The 18,092-nt window shown below is 51.9% G+C and carries 13 protein-coding genes; 4 read left to right on the forward strand and 9 right to left on the reverse strand.

Annotated features, from left to right (window positions below; all coding sequences use genetic code 11):
- Window positions 1-36: 36 nt before the first annotated feature.
- Window positions 37-348: a hypothetical protein gene (locus tag Q4E93_RS07455; RefSeq protein ID WP_303583913.1), complete on the reverse strand. Its 312-nt coding sequence runs from the start codon at window positions 346-348 to the stop codon at window positions 37-39.
- A 221-nt stretch (window positions 349-569) separates the two neighbouring features.
- On the opposite strand from Q4E93_RS07455, the gene Q4E93_RS07460 reads away from it, so the two are divergent.
- Entirely contained in the window at window positions 570-2,318 is a 1,749-nt protein-coding gene (locus tag Q4E93_RS07460) for an ATP-binding protein (RefSeq protein ID WP_303583915.1), read from the forward strand.
- A 156-nt stretch (window positions 2,319-2,474) separates the two neighbouring features.
- Window positions 2,475-4,595, forward strand: a complete 2,121-nt coding sequence (locus Q4E93_RS07465; RefSeq protein WP_303583917.1) for a GH92 family glycosyl hydrolase — start codon at window positions 2,475-2,477, stop codon at window positions 4,593-4,595.
- A 187-nt stretch (window positions 4,596-4,782) separates the two neighbouring features.
- On the opposite strand, the gene Q4E93_RS07470 is transcribed toward Q4E93_RS07465, so the two are convergent.
- The 3 genes from Q4E93_RS07470 to Q4E93_RS07480 are packed head-to-tail and all read right to left on the reverse strand — an operon-like array spanning window position 4,783 to window position 7,459.
- The gene (locus tag Q4E93_RS07470; RefSeq protein WP_303583919.1) at window positions 4,783-6,285 is read right to left on the reverse strand and encodes a response regulator; all 1,503 of its coding nucleotides are present in this window, start codon (window positions 6,283-6,285) and stop codon (window positions 4,783-4,785) included.
- A 33-nt stretch (window positions 6,286-6,318) separates the two neighbouring features.
- Window positions 6,319-6,912 (reverse strand): hypothetical protein, encoded by a 594-nt coding sequence (locus Q4E93_RS07475; RefSeq protein WP_303583921.1) that lies wholly within the window; start codon window positions 6,910-6,912, stop codon window positions 6,319-6,321.
- A 1-nt stretch (window position 6,913) separates the two neighbouring features.
- A complete protein-coding gene (locus Q4E93_RS07480; RefSeq protein WP_303583923.1) occupies window positions 6,914-7,459 on the reverse strand; it encodes a hypothetical protein in 546 nt (181 codons plus the stop codon).
- 223 nt (window positions 7,460-7,682) lie between these two features.
- Here Q4E93_RS07480 and Q4E93_RS07485 point away from each other — a divergent pair, with 223 nt between their 5' ends.
- Both Q4E93_RS07485 and Q4E93_RS07490 read left to right on the forward strand, forming a co-directional pair.
- Window positions 7,683-8,864, forward strand: a complete 1,182-nt coding sequence (locus Q4E93_RS07485) for a sensor histidine kinase (RefSeq protein WP_303583925.1) — start codon at window positions 7,683-7,685, stop codon at window positions 8,862-8,864.
- 12 nt (window positions 8,865-8,876) lie between these two features.
- Entirely contained in the window at window positions 8,877-10,481 is a 1,605-nt protein-coding gene (locus Q4E93_RS07490; RefSeq protein ID WP_303583926.1) for a hybrid sensor histidine kinase/response regulator, read from the forward strand.
- Window positions 10,482-10,495: 14 nt separating this feature from the next.
- Here Q4E93_RS07490 and Q4E93_RS07495 read toward each other — a convergent pair whose 3' ends face one another.
- The 5 genes from Q4E93_RS07495 to Q4E93_RS07515 all read right to left on the reverse strand — a co-directional run bounded on the left by Q4E93_RS07495 (window position 10,496) and on the right by Q4E93_RS07515 (window position 18,034).
- Entirely contained in the window at window positions 10,496-10,765 is a 270-nt protein-coding gene (locus Q4E93_RS07495) for a hypothetical protein (protein ID WP_303583928.1), read from the reverse strand.
- A 125-nt stretch (window positions 10,766-10,890) separates the two neighbouring features.
- Window positions 10,891-12,414: a RagB/SusD family nutrient uptake outer membrane protein gene (locus tag Q4E93_RS07500; RefSeq protein ID WP_303583930.1), complete on the reverse strand. Its 1,524-nt coding sequence runs from the start codon at window positions 12,412-12,414 to the stop codon at window positions 10,891-10,893.
- Window positions 12,415-12,430: 16 nt separating this feature from the next.
- The gene (locus Q4E93_RS07505) at window positions 12,431-15,787 is read right to left on the reverse strand and encodes a SusC/RagA family TonB-linked outer membrane protein (protein ID WP_303583932.1); all 3,357 of its coding nucleotides are present in this window, start codon (window positions 15,785-15,787) and stop codon (window positions 12,431-12,433) included.
- A 40-nt stretch (window positions 15,788-15,827) separates the two neighbouring features.
- Window positions 15,828-16,703, reverse strand: a complete 876-nt coding sequence (locus Q4E93_RS07510) for a hypothetical protein (RefSeq protein ID WP_303583934.1) — start codon at window positions 16,701-16,703, stop codon at window positions 15,828-15,830.
- Window positions 16,704-16,750: 47 nt separating this feature from the next.
- Window positions 16,751-18,034: a YdcF family protein gene (locus Q4E93_RS07515; protein WP_303583936.1), complete on the reverse strand. Its 1,284-nt coding sequence runs from the start codon at window positions 18,032-18,034 to the stop codon at window positions 16,751-16,753.
- Window positions 18,035-18,092 lie beyond the last annotated feature (58 nt).

Consider the following 18,092-nt stretch of genomic DNA (forward strand, 5'->3'; position numbering starts at 1 on the left):
GTTGTCCATATTCCATATTATCTCTGTATGAAGAGCTTACCCATCCGCTGTCGTTGTCTCCAGGTCATCCTGCAATGTCTCTTCTATTGCCAGGCCGATCGCATCGCCCAGTAAGGACTGCTTTCCTGAATCAACGTGTACCCAAACACGGGAGCCATTGACATCCAGGCATTTGATATCCAGGTCAGGAAGCACGCTGCCCTGTGGATTTTCCCTTCCTTCAATCTGTATCCCGGAAATCTTATAGTGAGGGGTGGAATGATGTAATGCGACCCGGGCGTTTAAAATAATTCCTCTACTAATTGCGTCAAGCTTAAACGTAAACGCTATTTTAATGTCGCGGTCCATAATTAAGGGTTTTAGGATGCCAGTGCAAAATAGTGCCAGCCTCCGAAAACTACTAACACATTCTATCATATACGCCTGTATACCAATTGTTTACACATAGTATTCTGGTCTAATTGCAGGGTAAAGCCACTGATTACGGGCGTAGAATAACTTCCACAAACCGGAATGTTGCATATGTAGCATTTTTAGTATACTTTTAAAGCGATCCAAGATGTTAACCGTTGAAAAACCAGGAAGCCCCCCATCCTACGCTCCATCCTAAGGCCAGGTTCTGGCAGCTCAATACATTTATTGTAGTAGCTATGTGCTGTAACCTTATCAATTTCTTTTTCTATATCGTTGACGGAATGAAGCAGAGCGCCGCTATAGAGATAGCCGGCATCTTTGTATTGTTCGTTTTCATCCTATTCAACATGAAAGGCATGTCAGCCGTGCCTACCCTGCTCAGTATCTTTTTTGTGAACCTGCATGCTTTCTCCCTTTCTTATGTGCAGGGAACCGATCAGGGATCTTTTTTATACCTGTTCCCTTTTGTCATGGCCATGATCTTCTTTCTCCGTGTACGGAAGAACAACCTGGTAGTGACCACCTTTGTCATCGCCACGGGGTTGAACCTCCTTGTGATCGTCCTGTTCCTTCCGCATCATTCCGGCGCATTCGAACAGATAACCGAGGCTGTCGCCTACAACCACCGGAAACTGAATATCATCATCAACTTTTTACTGGTGATCGTTTTTTTCTATGTGGTATTGCGCCTGCTGGATGCCAAAGAAAAGAAGAACAAGAAACACATCGCTTCGCTGGTGCAGGCGGAATTCGAAATTACCCAGGCGAAAGAACGGGCGGAAAAAGCAGCCGCGGCGAAGACCCGGTTTATGAGCAATATGAGCCACGAGCTGCGCACGCCGTTGAATGCCATCATCGGCACTACGCACCTGATGATGCAGGACCAGGAGCTATTGCAGGAGAACGAGCATGTCAGGATATTGATGGATTCGTCGCAGCATATGCTGCACCTGGTGAATGAGGTGCTGGATTTTAACAAGCTGGATGAAGGTAAGCTGGAATTAGTGCAGGAACCTTTCAACCTGTCGGAGACCCTCCGGCAGGCAGCCGATGCTATTACCACCACCATACAGACCAAAAATATCCGCCTTTCCCTCGAAATCGAGACGCTGCCCAGGGACAAAAAGGTCGTGGGGGATGAGATGCGTTTAAAGCAGGTGATCCTTAATCTCCTGTCGAATGCCGTCAAATTCACAGAGGCCGGTGAGGTGACGGTGAAGGCCCATGTCAGCCATCTCACAGACGGGGGCGCCGAGGTGCTTTTTGCCGTCGCGGATACGGGCATTGGCATCCCGGCCGAAAAGATCGACCTTATCTTTGACAGCTTTACCCAGGCCGATGCGGAAACCACCCGTAAGTACGGGGGTTCGGGACTGGGGCTCAGCATTTGTAAGGAGCTGGTGCGTAAGATGGGTGGTCAGCTGCAGGTGAAGAGCGATCCGGGCAAGGGCAGCATCTTTTATTTTACTTTACAGCTATCATTTAAACAAAGTACGAATATCATTGCGAAGGAAAAGCTCACGGGAGAGAAGAAGCTGGACGGCGTGAGGATCCTGCTTGTCGACGACAATGCGGTCAACATGCGGATCGCCCGGCGCTTCCTCGACAGCTGGGGCGCCAGCATCGAAACGGCAGAAAACGGCTCTGTTGCATGGGAGCTGTTCCAGCGCCATACCTTCGATCTGCTGCTGGTGGACCTGGAAATGCCCCAGATGGATGGCAAGGAATTGCTGGCGCAGGTGCGGAAAGTCAATAAGAACATACCCGCCATTGCGTTTACGGCTGCTGTTTATGAGAACATGTACGACGATCTGCAGCAGCATGGGTTCAACGGATATCTCCATAAGCCGTTTCGGCCTGATGAAATGCACCATCATATTTTGCGGCATTTGGGCTTGAATTAGCTGCAAGCTGCAAGCTACAAGCTGCAAGCGGTGAGCTGCGAGCTGCAAGCTGCAAGCGGTGAGCTAAGAGATGGGGCCTTGAGCGGTGAGCTGCAAGCCAGGTTTTTTTAGGTTGCTAAACAGGAGCAAAAATGTCCGTTTAGTATATTTACGGGTATGAAGCACCAGTTCCTCGTTTTGCTTGCCTTTGGTTTCACGCAATTGCAGGCGCAGCAGCCACCTACCGCGTATGTAAATCCTTTTCTCGGCACCGCCACTTTATGGGACAGCGCCGAGATCGGGTTTAAGCCTACGCATCGAACCTGGGGAGCCGAGGTGTTCCCGGGATCTTCGCTTCCCAATGCCATGGTCCAACTGAGCCCGGTGACACAGTTCCACAGCGGCTCCGGCTACCAGTATGAGGACACTGTCATTTATGGTTTCATCCATACCAGCAAAGGGCATTGGAATTTAGGCTATGTTCCCTTATTGCCTGTTACGGGCGAGGTATCGCCGGATAATTACGCGTCCGGTTACAGTCATAGTAAGGAGTCGGCGCATCCCGGCTATTACCAGGTGTACCTTCAGCGTTATGGTATCAATGCGGAGCTGACCTCGACGCTGCGCTGCGCCTTCCATAAATATACGTACGGGGCGGGTGAGCATCAGCGGTTGCTGGCGGACTTATCTGAATCCAACGAGCGGGTGAGGAGCTGGCAGATCCAACGGGAAGGCGACCATGTCTTCACGGGTTTTCAGCAGGCGGGAGAAAAAATATACTTCTATGCGGTGGCCAACCATACCATCAAAAGCATCGATTCGCTGAAAAGCGAAAAGAAAACGGTGCCAGTGATCGACTTTATGGATGCGCCCGGGCCCCTGGAGCTGCAGATCGGCTTCTCTTTCGTAAGCGTACAGCATGCAAAGGCGAACCTGGAAAAAGAGATGATGGGCAGGAGCTTTGCGGAGGTGAGAAAGCAGGCTACGCAGACGTGGGACACGTTGCTGTCGAAGATCAGGGTGTCGGGCGGCACTGAAAGGCAGCGGGGACTGTTTTATTCCACCTTGTACCGGAGCTTTCTCTGGCCCGCGTTGCGCAGCGATGTGAATGGAGATTTTACCGACATCAGCGGCAAGGTGGTAAACAAAGGTTTCAACTATTATACGGAGCCTTCTTTATGGGATGATTACAGGAACAAACTGATCTTACTGGGCCTGCTTTCTCCTGCCGTTACCAACGACGTGATCAGGTCCCTTATCGATAAGGGGGAAGCGAAGGGCTTTATGCCCACTTTCTTTCACGGCGACCATGCATCCGTCTTTATCACGGGGTCGTACCTGCGAGGGCTGCGCGGGTTCGATGTGCAGGCTGCCTATAAGCTTATGCTGAAGAATGCAACAGTGGAAGGCACCCGCAAATACGTGCAGGAATACAACGATAAAGGATATATAGCAGAGCTGGACGTTGCGCATCCGGTGGTTGAAACCGTGACGAAGGCCGCCGTTACGAAAACGCTGGAATATGCGTATGACGATTATGCGGTGGCCCTGCTGGCGAAAGCGCTGGGCGATACGGGGAATTACCATATGCTGATGAAGCGGACAGGTAATTACAAGAACGTATTCGATCCGTCGACAAGGTTTATGAGAGGGCGACTGGCCAATGGGGATTGGGTGCAACATTTCGATCCGCAATATCCCTATTATGAATATATGTACCGGGAGGCAAACGGATGGCAGTCGTCTTTCTTTGCCCCGCAGGACCCCAGGGGGCTGGTGGCGCTTTATGGCAGCAAGGATGATTTCGATAAAAAGCTGGATTCCCTTTTCACCCTTCCATGGGATGGGGTCGAGGCCTACAACATATCCGGCTTCATCGGCCAATACTGTCAGGGTAATCAGCCTGACCACAGCGTACCCTATATGTACTATTTCATTGACAAGCAGGAAAAGTCGCAGGTGATACTGGACAGCATCATGCAGCACTTTTATGATATGGGGAAGCACAGGCTGGCATATGCCGGAATGGATGATGCCGGCGAGATGTCGTCCTGGTATGTATTCAATGCCATGGGATTCTATCCTTTTTCGCCGGCTGATGCCCAATATATCGTTTCCGTACCTCTCTTCGACAAAGTGGAGATAAAGGCGGGCGATAACAGGATCTTCACGATCGTCAGGCAGGGCAAGGGTAAAAAAATAAGCGGGATCCGTGTCGGGGACAGGAAGATGGAAGGCTATTTTTTAGCCGACAGGGACCTGAAAAGCGGAAAAAAGATGGTCATAACCACCCGATAGCACAATAATCCGCTGCCAAAAATAGTTAATGCCACATATCCTTACAAAAACCTAAGCATATGTCGCCACAAAAAGAAAATACAACGCATGTCGAGGACACTGCGTCCAATCCCAGTATCATACAGATCATCTTTGACGAACAGATATTCAGCCGCAGTGACTTCTCCTAGCTTCTTATAGGCGGGCTCTATGCGGGCTCTATGCGGCCCGATCGTTTAGCGTTGATCGCAGTCCCCCATTTTTCCAGCCTGGTGAGCAGTGCATTGATCTCCACGGGTTTCGAGATATAGTCATCCATTCCTGCCTGGATGCAATCGTCCTGGTCACCTTCCATGGCATTGGCTGTCATGGCGATGATGACAGGCTGTTTTTTCAGACAGAGACGCAACATCCTGGTGGCTTCCAGTCCATCCATCACGGGCATCTGCACGTCCATCAGGATCACATCGTATTGTTCCAGGTCGGCCATCTCCAGCACTTCCTTGCCATTTTCAGCGAGTCCGGCCTTATATCCCAGCTTGCCGAGCACTTTCATGGTCAGTTTCTGATTGATCGCATTGTCTTCGGCCACCAGGATGCGCAACGGAAATTCTTTTGCAAACTCCTCCGACAGCCTGCGTGCGGGGTCAGCCACACCCGTGGCGCCCGTGAGCTTTATCTTTTTGCCGGCGTCTGAAAATCCCGGGTTCAACGGTGAATATTTCGGTTTGAGGGCGGGCGAGAAATAGAGCCTGCAGGTGAATGTGCTGCCCCGGTTCAGCTGACTTTCCACGGTGATCGTCCCCCCCATCAGTCCTGCCAATTTTTTACAAACGACCAGTCCCAGACCTCCGGGGGCGGCGCCGGCATTGAGCGGCTCCTGGGAAGTGATACCTTTGAATAGCTGGCCTATTTTATTTTCCGGGATCCCGCTGCCCGAATCCTTCACCTCAAATGCAAGACCGATGCTTCCGAAGCTGTGCGCGTCGGCGGGTGTGTCCATGATGCTGCGTACGGTGATCAGGATCTCTCCTTTTGTGGTATACCTGACGGCGTTCTCCACGAGGTTCATCAATATCTGGCTCACCCGTTTCCTGTCGCCATTGACCTGCTCCGGCACCTGGGCTTCCATACAATAGGCCAGGTCGGGGCCACCGGGCGCTATCCTGCCCGCAAACATCATCAGCACCTCTTTTATACAATTCCGGATCTCGAAATCCTTTTTCTCGAGCTCCTCGCCTTCCCTTTCCGATTTTGAAAAGTTAAGGATGTCACTCACGAGGATATCGTTGACGGCGACCAGCAGGCTTTCGCCGCAGAAACGTATGGTATCGACATATTCACGCTGATCCGTGCTGAGCGGCGTCTCCACCAGCAGGGAGGTCATTCCCAGCATACCGTTCATAGGCGTCCTTATCTCATGGTTGACGGTGGCCAGCAGCCTTCGCTTCACGTCTTTTGCCCTTTCTGCTTCCTTATATGCCTTTTGCTCCTTGGATATCGAGGAATCCAGCTGCAGGTGCAGCTCCTCCACCTCTTTTTCCAGGTGGATCGTACGGTACTGCATTCCTTTCAGGCGTGTCATATAGAAATGATAGACCGAGAAAAGCATCCCTGCGCCGATCGCTGCCAGCGACCACCAGGCAGAATAATGCAGCAGTACAAAAAATGCCACTGTCAAGACAAGGAACACAACAAAAAACCTCTTCATGATACACGATTGTTCGTTAACAATAATTCGGAACTACCTCTTCCAATCCCTGCATACTCCCAATACAAAATATCTTTGGTTGGATGAGGGATGAAATATATACAAGGGGATCGTCCAGCTCCCCAGGCAAATCCCCATCTGCATACCCGGCTCCCATTTAGGATCCAACTGGTAAGATGACCATTGTTGCATGGTCACGCCCGCATAAAACTGATCTGATAGCTGGCAATTCAGCTCGCTCCAGCTGAAAAGGTTGCTTTTATGCTGTCCGGGGCATAATCCATATTGCATAGAGGATGAAAAGCTGAATGCATTATGCGACAGCGAGCTGTTGAGCCCGAAGGATGCCCCCTGCAGCCGGCCTCCGGACAATCCCGCCACCGGCGTAATTGCATAGGACCAGCGCCCTTCCTTTGAGAAAGTCCTGCCCACCGAACAGGCGATGGTTCCTTCCTCCTCATAGTTATACCTGACCTCTCCGTACCACCTGGAGCTGCCCTGGTAGAAAACCCTGGAAGAGAGGGATGGCCACAAGGCGCCATTACCGGGATAATAATATACGTCGGCTCCTTTTTCCTCCTGGGCCACAGCAGCATCTCCGTATATAAATAATAGTATGATCAACATGCTACGCATTTTCAATAAGTGTTACTTCCGCGGAGGCCAGCCTGTTCATGATCGATATATCTTTCAGATAGGGATTCCAGCAGAACACCAGCTGATCGATGGGCCGCCACAGTATAACCCAGCTAAAGACCTCCAGGGTATTGGTCAGCCCGGAACTGATGCGATCGGTGCCAGGCAATAACAGCGGCAGCACTCCATGACAAAGCATCACGATGGCCAGGGCGAAGAACAGCACCAGGTAGGACCGGCGTTTGAACTTCTCGAACTCCAATTCCTTCAACGATTTCCTTTCGGCGAAATGCCGGCGGATGGCGTAGATCAGCGGTTCCATATATTGCTTATCCTCTTCGGATCTGCAACATACCTTGTAATTAATGACAGAATATCTTTTTACAGCGACGATGGAATTCATGATGTAGACTTCGAAAGCATGGCTTAGCTGCCTCTTGTAAATGGGCGCCGGATCATGGGGATTGAAATAGTCATTCAGACTTTGCTGATCCACCGAAATGAAGATGCTGATCCTGGAAAGTAATGACTTGTTCATATAGGACTGATGATGCAATGGTTACAGACACATTCCTGGGCAATAAATCGCTTATTTCAATGATTTATGAGCGCCCGGGCCTACCTTTTCGCAAGAATAAATAAAAGCGAACCATACGCTAAGTACAAATACTTGTTTTTATAGTAGTGCCCGGAAAAGACAGACTATCAAAGTAATAAGTCCCGTTTATCCTACACAACGCCTGTCTGAAAACCTTGTATTCATGATGGAAAACGCCGTCCGCGCCAATGAACAGAAATTCTCAGCGATCATTATGAATGCTCCCGTAGGCATCCTTGAGATGGATGCCACCGGCGCCATCGTATTTATGAATACCATGAGCCGCAGCCTGCTGGCCCCTATCTCCCTCTTCACTGAGAAAGACAATTTTCATGACCTGCTAGCCCGCCGGGCGCCGGGCATCCTGGAGAAAATAAACGCGTTCACAGGCAATAATGGAGTGATATTCAACGGGATCGTGGAGCATTTTAAGATCATTGTCAACAAATTATGCGCTGATTCCTTCATCGTGTCGATCGAAGACGTTTCCAACCTCCTGGAAAAAGAGCTGGCTTTCCGGGAGGCTACAGTGGATAAGGCCGTAGCCCAGGGAAAATTCGAGATCGCGGCTGATGTCCTGCACGACATCGGCAATGCCATCGTGGGCCTCGGCTCCTATCTCACCCGCATCAAACGTGCCGTGGAAGCGGATAACAGTGAGCATATCCAGCAGCTCGCCGACTTCTTCTCCGCAAAGCAGCCGGAAATAAGCCAGGCCATCGGAGCATCCAAAGCGGCGGCGGTAGTCACCATGCTGTATAGCCTGGTGCAGGCGCGTCATGCCCAACGGGAGGATGTTCAAAAGTCCATCTCGGAACAATTGAGCATCATTACCCATATCCAGGAATTGTTGCATATTCAGCGCCAGTATGTCGTCGCAGGCGATACGGTGGAAAAAAAGGCCGCCAACCTGCGAAGCATTATAAACGACTGCCTTTCAATGCTGTATGCCTCCATGGAGAAAAGAGGGATACAGGTGGAGCTTGAAATTATCGTAGAGAGCCCTATCATCCAGGGCCATCGTACGAAGCTGATGCAGGTGATCATGAACGTATTGAAGAATAGCATCGAGGCCATCGATGTCCACGCGGCCGAAAAGAGGATATCCGTTCGACTGTTCCAGGAAGGCCGGCAGGTGATCCTCCAGGTCCGGGACAGCGGCAATGGCTTCGACGAAGACACGGGCAGACGGATCTTTGAAAGAGGCTATACCACCAAGTCATCCGGCACGGGGCTGGGCCTTCACAATTGCCGGACCATCCTCGAAGGTCATGCCGCCACGATGACCCTCCTCAGTGAAGGACCTGGCAAAGGCGCACTGAGCACCATAATATTTCATATCTAAATATCCGATGTAATGAAAGAGACCGCCAACACAGCAATTTTAGTCATTGACGACGAAGAGATGGTAAGGGATAATATCGAAGAGATCCTGGTGCCGAAAAAGAGCTTTTTGCAAAACGACAGCATTGACCAGGCTGCCAGCATCCTTTTCGATGGTCCCACGACTTCTGTACTTACTCCCCGGACGAGTAATATTCCCAACTTTACGGTGCACAAGGCTTCCAACGGGATGGAAGGCGTGGAGCTGGTGAAGCGGTCGGTCGTCGAGGGGCAGCCTTATGCCGTTATCTTCCTGGACATGCGCATGCCGGGATGGGATGGCATGGAGACGGCCGTCCAGATCAGGAAATATGACAGCAAGGCAGAAATCATCTTTGTCACGGCCTTTAGCGATCGCACCATCGACGACATCATAGCGCGGGCAGGACAGAATGTTGGCTATCACTGTAAGCCCTATGCGGCGGAAGAGATCACGCAGCTGGCCACCAAGGCAGTAACGGACTATAACAAGCTGCGCAACCTGGAAAAGCTGATCGAAGCCATCTCATCGATCAACCTGGATGAATACCAGCTGAACTCGCTGCTGCAGAATGTGCTTGATCAACTCGCCACCTATGTGGAGACGGATATGGCCCTACTGGGGAAGCTGCATGACAATGCGGAGTATGAAAAGATCTTTTCGATCGGCTCCATCGAAGGCAAGATCGACCTGAAGGAGCTGCTGTCCCGCGTCAAGTCCGCCCCTATAGGAGATGGAGAAGTGATACAGCTGGATGAAGTGGTACTGGCGCGCCTGGACAATTACAGCATCTTTGCCGTATTGAAAAAAGATGAGAAATTAAAAACAGAGAAATTATACCTGCTGAAGCTGTTTGTGCTGAATGCCGCCAAGGCCATCCGGAATGCGGAGCTGCGTGAAAAACTTTTACAGAAAGAAAAATTGTCGGCGATCGGGAATGCCATGAGCATGATGATGCATGACCTTCGTTCGCCGATCAAGAACATCAATGTCATCACGGCCCTGATGAGAGAAGAGCATCCCCAAAGCGAATGGCTGGACATGATCGACCAGTGCGGCAACCAGGCTTCGGAGATCTTCGATGACTTCCTGGACTTCATCAAAGAGACCCCTGCCAAACAATTACCCGTTGACATCAACAAGGTGGCTGAAGAAGGGATCAGGCTGGCGAAGGCAAGGAGCAGCACCGGGAGCATAGCCATACATACGAACATTCCTCCGGGACTACGGATATATGGCGACGAAAGTAAGCTGAAGCGTTCTATCATGAACCTGGTCAACAATGCCACGGACGCGCTGCTGGATCATAAGACCTCCGGGGCCCGCATCGATATCACCGCGGCCCGGGACCCGCAGGGGAAAGACATCGTTCTCACGATCAGGGACAATGGACCCGGCGTCCCGGCGGAGATCGGCAAGACGTTGTTCGAGCCTTTTGTCACCCGGAAGAAAGCCAATGGCACGGGACTGGGGCTGGCCATCGTAAAACAGTATATCACCTCTCATGGCGGAAAGATAGCGGTCACCAACGACCGGGGCGCCGTCTTCACCATCCACCTGCCACTGTCCGGGGATCCTGCCAGTCAGTCGTGGCGATGATCGCTTATGGTCGTTCAACTATTTTCGTAATGGTCGATGGCTTTTCCAATTGCGAGGCTCAGGGAAGTTTCCTTATTGGAGTCTTTATGCACCCAGTGGCTATTCCACCGGCGGATCTCCTGTTCGGGAAGCAGCGAGGGACCTTTCTTCCCGGCACTTCTGAAATTCTTTGCCGTGTAATAGGCGGCGAAATGATGCAGTTCGACATCGGCGAGTAGCAGCATGCTAAAACTTTCATTACCAATAGAATAGTGGAACTGGACGGTAAAACTTGTCACTGTCATTTGAATAAAGTTTATATCAAATGACAGATTGTATTTAAGGATGCGGCTTACATGTTATCGAAAATAAATATATGAATAATTATTGACAATGCCTGACCGGAGACCGGTCAGGCATTGATTTTATTTTAATATCCAGGATTCTGGTACATTTTTACGGGATCCAACTTATACTCTGCCAGGGGAATGGGGAAGTAATAGTCTTTCGTAGTGATATTCGACAGGGGTGAGTTGTCGTAGTTCGCCTGGCTTTTCGCCTGGAAGAAAGACACCAGCTCTGCAGGATTGAAGAAGCGGACGAGGTCGTGCCAGCGGTGGTGCTCGAATGCGAGCTCGATCCGCCGTTCGTGCAGGATGGCCAGCTTCAGGGTCGGATACTTTGCCGCATAGGCCGCATCGGTCATCATGGTGGCATAATCCGGCCGGCCGGCCCTGGCGCGGACCATGTTCAGCCAGGAGATGGCTGTTGCGTCGTCATTCAACAGCATATGAACCTCCGCCAGGTTCAGGATGATATCCGCATACCGGAGCAGGATCCAGTCGTTGCCGCCGTAGCCAAGGGTTCCGGCGGTGGTGCTGGCGTCCCTGAATTTGGTGATAAAGTATTTGTTGGTGGCCGTCGCAAATTTGACGGAGAAGTCCGTACGCACGTCACCCGTCTCGAATTCATTCAGCAGGTCTTTCGTGAACAGCCCTCCGTCGCCCTGTGAAATGAACAGGGAGTTGATGGTCTCACCTTTCGCCTGGTTATTTTTTGCCAGGGAAGAAGAATAGTTGATATCCCCCTGCTTGTACTGGATCTGCCAGATGATCTCGGGGTTAGTGGATTTCTTGTTCACATCGAATACGTCGGCGAAGGGGATATCGGACAGGTTGGTGAAGGTCCGTTGGTTGTATGCGGCCAGCAGGTAGGTCTTCGCGTTGTTGAGATTATCCGTTTTGCCGGCGTCCAGGGCGGCGGCCATGGTCAGGTACACCTGTCCCAGCAGGGCGTTGGCGGCCTGCAAAGACACCCGGCCCTTGCCCGCAGCGGGCTGTACAACAGGAAGGCCGCTGTTCAGCGCATCCTTCAGGTCGGCGATGATCCGCGTATAGACGGTGTCTCTCTTCACCCGGAAAGTGAGCGCCTTTGCCTGTTCGGGGTCTGATTGCTTGTCTGTCACCAGGGGTACATCCCCGAACTCTCTCACCAGTTGGAAATACAGGAAGGCCCTGATGAACTTGAGCTCTCCCTTATATTGCGCCTTGACTGCATCGCTGGCGAATGTAATTCCATCGATGAAGGATAATACGATGTTGGCCCGGTTGATGGGCGTGTACAGTGCGGCCCAGTGGCTCATCAGGTAGCTGTTGCTGGGTACCAGCGAAAAGGCGGTGAACTGAAACGGCTCACCGGAATTGGACTGGTTGTCGGTGGTATTCACGTCATCAGCGCGATCGTCCGTCCACAGCTGGGCGCCTTCGCCGACGCAGTTGGAGGATCTCAGTCCCTGGTAGACGCCATATAGACCTGCAGTGATGTCCGCCTCTGTTTTGTAGCCATTGGCGAGGGGTATGCCATTGGGGTTCGTTTGCTCCACAAATGATTTTTTGCAGCTGCCAAGACCTATAAGTAAGGTGAGCGACAATATGATGGAAATATTACTACGCATAGAGATTCTTTTTGAATTAGAACTGAATTTTTATACCTGTGTTGAATGAGCGGGCCAACGGATATTTTCCATAGTCTACACCTGGCGTCAGGTTAGACCCATTGTTAAAGTCCACTTCAGGGTTGTAGCCGAGATATTTGGTAACGGTGAACACGTTGTCAACGGAGACATAGATACGCAGGCCGCTGATGCCGGTGTTCTTCATGCCGACGAGCTGGGTAAGATTGACACCCGTCGAAATATTGGTACATCTGAAAAAGGAACCGTTCTGCAGGTAGTAATCGGACAGGCGCGTGCTGTTGCTTTGGGTCCCACCGCGGGACGACCTGTATTCATGGCCATTGCCGGGATGCTGCTCGTTCCGGTAGCGCTGATCGATGACAGCATACTGGTTACCCGACCCTTCCATGTTGCGGATGTAATAGTCCTGCCCGTCCAGGATCTTATTGCCCTGGGAACCGTTGAACGAGGCGCTGAAGTCGAAGGCCTTATAATTCGCATTGATACTGAAACCATAGGTGAAATCAGGGTATGGCGAGCCAATGACGTCCTTATCCGCATCCGTTATCAGGCCGTCGCCGTTCTTATCCTTAAAGTAGAGGTCGCCGGGGTTCAGGGGCGTAGATGAAAAAGTGGAAATGGGGAAAGCCTGTAATTTGTAGCCTGGCGGGAACTTGCCGCCATTGGCCTTGTACACGGCCTGATCCGCAATGACGCCGGCCATGTCTTTCTCTCTTACCATCCCGGCTACTTTTACACCGTAGAAGGATCCTACGGGTGCACCTTCTCTCGTAACATGGGTGATATAGCTTCTTTCCGCTCCGTTGGTCTGGATCTCGCTGGCGCCGCCCAGGCTGATGACCTTATTCTTATTGGCCGTGATGTTGCCGCTGAAATTCAAATTGAAAACCTTAGTCTGTATGGCCTTCACATCCACCTGCAAGTCTACTCCCGTGTTGTGTATGTTTGAATTACGCAGGTTGGTGGTATAGGTGGTCGAGCCGGATATCGCGGAAATATTCCTGTTGTACAGCAGGTTGTAGGACTTGCTCAGGTAGTAGTTGACAAAAAATGACACCCTGTTGTTCAATACCGTGGCATCCAATCCGAAATTATACTGGGACGTGGACTCCCAGCCCAGGGAAGGGTCTGCTATATCACCCGCCCAGTTGGCATTGTACACGGTGTTCCCGACAACCACTCCGCCGGCGCCTGTAATATACTGCTGATCTTTGTAGTTCGGGATATTGTTATTGCCCGTGAGGCCCCAGCTGGCGCGCAGCTTCAGGCTGGAGTTCCGACCCAGCCAGTCGTGATAGAACGATTCGCTGGATAAGCTCCATCCTGCGGAAACCGATCCGAATTGTCCCCATTTGTTCTTCGGGCCAAACCGGGAGCTGGCGTCAGTCCGGAAGGAGCCACTCAGAAAATAGCGGTTATTGTAACTGTATATCACCCGGCCCAGGTAAGACAGCAGGGTCGTCGTAGACTTGCCGGAATTCGTTTGCAGGGAGAAGTCTCCGGGAACGGAGCCGCCGGCGGTTATCTCCTGGATATTATCGCTGGTGAAATCTTTCGTAGCCACCGCAACGATGTCCTGTTTGGATTCCTGTGCCGTATAGCCGCCCAATGCGTCAAATCTATGCAGGCCAAAGGTCTTCTTATAGTTCAACGTAAATTCCGCCAACCTGTCCTGGGTGGTGAGGTTCTGCGCGGAAGCATTGGCAGCCGTGATGGACTGGGTGCTTCCGGGAGGGTTGATCCCGCTGCTTAGGTTCGTGGGGTAGTAATACTCATATTTCTCCGAATAAGTTTCCCCTCCCAGGTTTACCCTGAAAGCAAGGCCGTTGATGATCTGGTAAGTCGCATTGGCGATGTACGTAGCCCTTGTGCCCTTACGGGTGATCTTTACGCGCTGGGCCAGGGCGAGGGGGTTTTCGATCCCCTGAAAGGCGTAAGCGAATCCATCGGTCTGGGCGCCTGCACCTTTATCGGCCGTTGCCAGGGTGCCGTCAGGATTGAATGCGGGGAAAATGGGCATATACACCAGCGCGCCTAAGATAGGGCCCTGGTTGAAGCGGCCTTCCTGCACTTCGCGGTTATCGGTGTTGGTGACGAAGACACTGGAGGAGACCTTCAATTTTGGGGTAAGGTCCGCGTCGATATTAGCCCGCAGGTTGATCCTTTTCTGATAGGTGCTGTTCAGGATACCCGGCTGGTCCAGGTAACCGCCGCTGATGAGATAGCGGGTATTCTCGCTACCCCCTGTGAAAGACAAATTGTGCCGCTGTACGGAAGCATTACCATATAGCACATCCTGCCAGTCTGTGTTATACTTCGGCTGCCTGATGGTTTGGGTGGGAAAATCATACAGGTCCTTGATGATACAGACGGAGCAGCCCGTTTTCGTCTGGCCGGTCTTCGTCACCCGGGTCGCATTGTCATCGGAATAGAATGCATCGTCCCAGGCGATGCCCTTGGCGATGAGGATATCCTTGTAATTCGCATTCCTGCCGTTGACGAAAAGATCCGTGAATTGGCTGGCATTTAGCAGCTTGACCTTTTTTGCCAGCTGTTGCCGGCTCAGCTGCAGATCATATTTCAGTACGCCTTTTCCGATCTTGCCCCGTTTGGTCGTGATCAGCACCACGCCTCCGGAGGCCCGCGAACCGTAGATAGCGGCTGAAGCGGCGTCTTTGAGAATCTCGATGGATTCTATATCATCCGGATTGATGAAGACATCATTGCCGGAAGTGCCGGGGTTGTACCCGTTGGTTGCATTACCTCCATTGCCCTGTCCCTGGGTGATGTTACCGCCCACCGGGTATCCGTCGATCACGTACAGGGGCTCGGAGCTGGCATTGATGGAACCGACGCCGCGTACCCGTATCTTGGCGCCACCGTAGGGAGCGCCGCTGACCTGCGAGACCTGCACGCCCGCCACTTTTCCTACCAGCGCCTGGCTGATGGTGGGTGTACTCAGGTTCAATTCACTGGCCTTCACGCTGGAGATGGCGCCGGTGACGTCGCTCTTGCGCAGGCGCTGATAGCCTACATAGACCTCTTCCAGCATTTTGCTGTTCTCTTTCAGGCGGATGGTCTGGGGTGTGCCGGATGCCGGCAGCTCCTGTGGAATATAGCCGATGCTGGAGATCACCAGGATACTTCCTTCTTCCGCCTGGATGGTGAATTGTCCTTTCGCATCGGTGGTGGCGCCTCTTCTTTGTCCTTTCACTACCACGTTTGCGCCGGCCAGGGGCTTGCCGTTCTCGTCCGTCACGGTGCCGGATATGGTGATCCATCCTGCGGCATGGACGAGGGATGCATACAATAGCAGCGCGATAACCAATAGTGTAATTTTTTTTCCTTGCATTTTTTTTATTTTAACAGTGATCAGTTGGTTTAGTCATGTGTTACCAGGTGATGCTCATCCAATTCACATTGTCACGGCGCGAGGAGGTCACGGCGATGCCTTTGCTGTAACCGGGGATGAAGGTGAAGCCTTCCAATTCGTCCTGTCGCTCGTCGATGTCCACGATCTTCACCACCTCCTGTTTGCCGGACGCGATGGAAGCGGCCAGATCGACGTAGGTGAAGCGCCATTTCCGGCCTTCCGTTTGATCCTGGATCAGTAACAGTAGCCCCTTGTCCGCCATCCAGTAGAGATTTTGCACCCAGGGTGTGCAGACGAATTTTTTAAAGAGGACGCCTTTGTCCGAGGTCTTTTTAGCTTTGCTGAGGTTTTTAGGATCATAGAGCCTCACCTCGTTGCCCTTGTCACCATAATCCGCAGTAGCCACATACCATTTTTCATGGTATCGGACATATTCCGGACGCGTACCCTGGATGCAGGCATCGTCCTCGATGGTATTCAGCAGGTTGCCGTCCAGGCGCCTTGTCGCTTGCAGTCCTTTCCAGTCCACGCAATAGATGACGGCCCGCCATGATGTTCCTTCCTTGTTCAGGCGGATGCTGATGCCGATGAAGAAGGGTGCATTTTTACGCCAGGCAAACCCTGTGGGGTGATTGATCACGTCGGTGTCATTGCGCGTGAGCTTCATTTCCTTGTTGGTGTAGACGAGGCTGTCGCCTTGTTGCCGGTATTCTCTCACTATGCCTACCTCTCTGTCGCCATAGAGGAAGATCCTTCCGTCCTGGTAGGAAATACCCTGGCAGGCGCCCAGTGAATCGACCGTGTAAGGCTGATCGATCTTCATGGACGGGCCGGCTTTGGATTTGGTAAGGAATGGCAGTACCAGCACGGCGATGCCAGCGATGATGTATTTCATTTTGTTCTTTTAGTCGTGCTCTGGCAAGCAATGCGGGATGAGGTCTTCTAGGGATCGAGTGGTTCCAGCGGATTGATCTGCAGCGCATCCAGCTGCGGGTAGAACTCCATTTCCGTCGCGCTGAGACGATTTCCGATCTTATAAGGCGCTTCGTTCAGCTCTCTTTTACAGCGGTCGATCAGTGTTTTTTCGATCATGGCGCTTTGTCCCCGGGTAGTACAGGTAAGCGCCGCTTTGTCGAAGGGAATGCCATAGCGATAGATGATACGCACTGCATTACGCATATTGGTCGTAGTGTGCCTGGCATGCGGGTCTATCAGTATGGCATTGGCCGGTATGTGCAGCTTATCGACCAGGTACTTCTTCATTTCAGTGGCTTCACAGTATCTGGTCTTATAGGGATGGACTTTGCCCCCGGAGGTGAGAATGAAAGGCGCCCATCCTTTTCTGTATTGTAATGCGGCCAGCCGGCACCTCAGCATGCCTTCCCCGCTCAGTGGCGTTGCCGGGTCATCGGGTCCGGCTCCTGGCACCAGGATGAGGGAGTATTTATACGTGTTCCATTTGATGGTGCTGATCCTGTCAAGGGCCGGCTTGTTCTCACCTTTTTCCATGGGTTCGAAGTCCGCGGCCTGGTCTCTTTCGTTGAGGTCTATGAATGTCAGCGCTGCAGTGAGGGGTATGTCGAAGAAGGAGGTTTGATAAGCGTTTTCGGCGGCTATGAGGGACGCGGTGTTGTATAGAACTCCGGCGTTGATGCTGATGGAATCGATGTTGGGGTAATTAGGTTTCTTACCGTCGGCATAGACACTGATGGCGTAGTTGATACCTGCCGCGTCCTGTGACCAGGCTTTTGCCAGCATTTCTTCTGCGGGGAGGTCCTGGAATAATATGTAGGCGCCCGAGGGGATGAGGTGGTCTTTTACGAGCCTGCCGAGTTCGTTACCGGGACGGTAGAGTGCTTTTAGTCGTTGGGCGATTTGTTCGATCTCAGCTTCGCTGAATTTCAGGTAGGACGTGTAGCAGGCGCCGTTTTTCTCGCAGTTTTTCAAGGCTTGCTGCAGGGAGTCGAGCTTGTTTGCCGCAAAGGTTTTCAGGACCGGGTCTTTTTTAAGGATCGTGCTGACCTCTGGTAGCTGCTGGAAGAGGGTCAGGAGATAATAGTTCTTGGATTGGACGTAGCTGCCGGCGGTAACCAGCTTGTAGTGGGGATCGGGCAGTTGCTTTTGGGCAAATGTAGCCTGTGGCAGGTGGAATAGCACTAAGAGCAGAAGCCTTGTAACCAGATCCGAAATAGAGAACGTCATGTGCAGCCAGATTGTCGGGTGCAAAGTTGGAGGGTTTTAACGAATGGTTAACGGCGGAAGGAAGGAATTAATAATTAGGTAT

This window comes from Flavitalea plasmicola (assembly GCF_030546645.1).
Classification (GTDB): Bacteria; Bacteroidota; Bacteroidia; order Chitinophagales; family Chitinophagaceae; genus Puia.